The organism is Paenibacillus sp. OT2-17, assembly GCF_009827695.1.
GTDB classification, from domain to species: Bacteria; Bacillota; Bacilli; order Paenibacillales; family Paenibacillaceae; genus Paenibacillus; species Paenibacillus polymyxa_B.
On record NZ_WUDQ01000692.1, the window covers coordinates 1 to 1,703 of the forward strand.

General features: G+C 49.6%; 1 protein-coding gene. It reads right to left on the reverse strand.

Features of this window, described 5'->3' with window-relative positions:
- Window positions 1-169: 169 nt before the first annotated feature.
- On the reverse strand, window positions 170-1,703 hold a 1,534-nt coding region (poxB, locus tag GRP75_RS26175), incomplete at its 5' end, for a ubiquinone-dependent pyruvate dehydrogenase (RefSeq protein ID WP_160790798.1).

The following is a 1,703-nucleotide window of genomic DNA, read 5'->3' on the forward strand; positions in this document are numbered from 1 at the left end:
TGAGGGTGAGCTTATATTTATGGAGACTGCGCTTATGAAACGGAAATCAACGGCAAGCAGACCACGCTGAGTTTCGTTTTATTAACAGGCAGGCCAAAGGGGCAGAAACCATGCTAAATGTATGGTTTCTGCCCCTTTTAGGTTGAAATGCGCTCTGCTTCGTCTGGATTTAACGAAAGAGATTGGTTTTAGCCAGTTCTACAATCTCGTCACCGCGTCCGTTCAACATCGCTTTCATCATCCACAGTGTAAATCCTTCTGCTTGTTTAAGATTAATTTTGGGTGGCATAGATAGTTCCTGACGGTTCACCACCACGTCTACCACAACAGGGCCATCATGAGCCAATGCTTGCTGAATGGCATCCTCCAGCATTGCTGGATCTTCAACCCGGATGCCCTTGAGCCCCATGGCTTGCGCTACAGCACCAAAATCAGGATTCACCAGTTCAGTGCCGTTTTCCAGGAATCCGGCTGCTTTCATTTCCAGCTCGACAAAACCGAGAGCGCCATTATTGAAAACAATGACTTTAATAGGCAGCTGATGCTGCTTCAGAGTGAGCAGGTCGCCCATCAGCATCGTGAGCCCGCCATCGCCTGAGAGGGCAATCACTTGTCGGTCAGGCTCAGTAGCCTGCGCTCCGATTGCCTGCGGCAGCGCATTTGCCATCGTGCCATGGTTGAACGAGCCGAGAAGCCGACGCTGACCGTTCATCTGCAAATAACGCGCAGCCCATACAGTGGGAGTACCGACATCACAGGTGAAAATAGCATTTTCCTGCGCGGCGTCACTGATGACCTTGGCGAGATATTGGGGATGGATCGGCGTATGACCTGGTTTACCGACGGCAAGGTCATCCAACTCCTGGCGTACCTTGGTATAGTGGGAGACGGTTTTCTCTAGATGCTTGGAATCATGCTCTGACGTTAAATGCGGTAGCAGCATTTCCAATGTGGCTTTTACATCCCCGCATAAACCATACGTCAACGGAGTACGTCTGCCGAGATGGGCCGGCTCTATGTCTACCTGTAGGACAATCGCATCTTCAGGGTAAAATTGTCTGTAAGGGAAGTCTGTTCCGAGCATAAGCAGGACGTCACAATCCATCATCGCATGGTACCCGGAAGAATACCCGATCAGTCCCGTCAATCCAGCATAGTAAGGGTTGTCATACTCCAGATATTCCTTGCCTCGCAGAGCAGATACCATAGGGGATTTTAACTTGTCGCATAGCTGCATGAGCAATTCATGAGATTGTGCACAGCCGGCGCCGCATAGTAACGTAATTCGTTTGCCTTTATTCAAATATTCGGCCAGTCTGGAAATTTCGGAAGCTGACGGATGCACTACAGGTGCAGTGGGATGGTAGACATGTTCAGGGACGGGTACCTTTTCCGCCTCCAAAGCTGCTACATCACCGGGAAGAACAATGACGGAGACACCTGAACGTGAAATTGCCTGTTGAATGGCCATGGTCACCGTTCTGGGAATTTGACGCGGTGTCGTAATAACCTCACAGAAGTGACTGCATTCTCCGAAAAGATGCTCAGGATGCGTAGCTTGAAAATATTCACTTCCGATTTCGTCGCTTGGTATATGAGCGGCAATAGCCAGTACAGGCACCCGATTGCGGTGGCAATCATATAAACCATTAATCAGATGCAAATTTCCGGGACCACTACTTCCAGCACATACAGCAATGCTA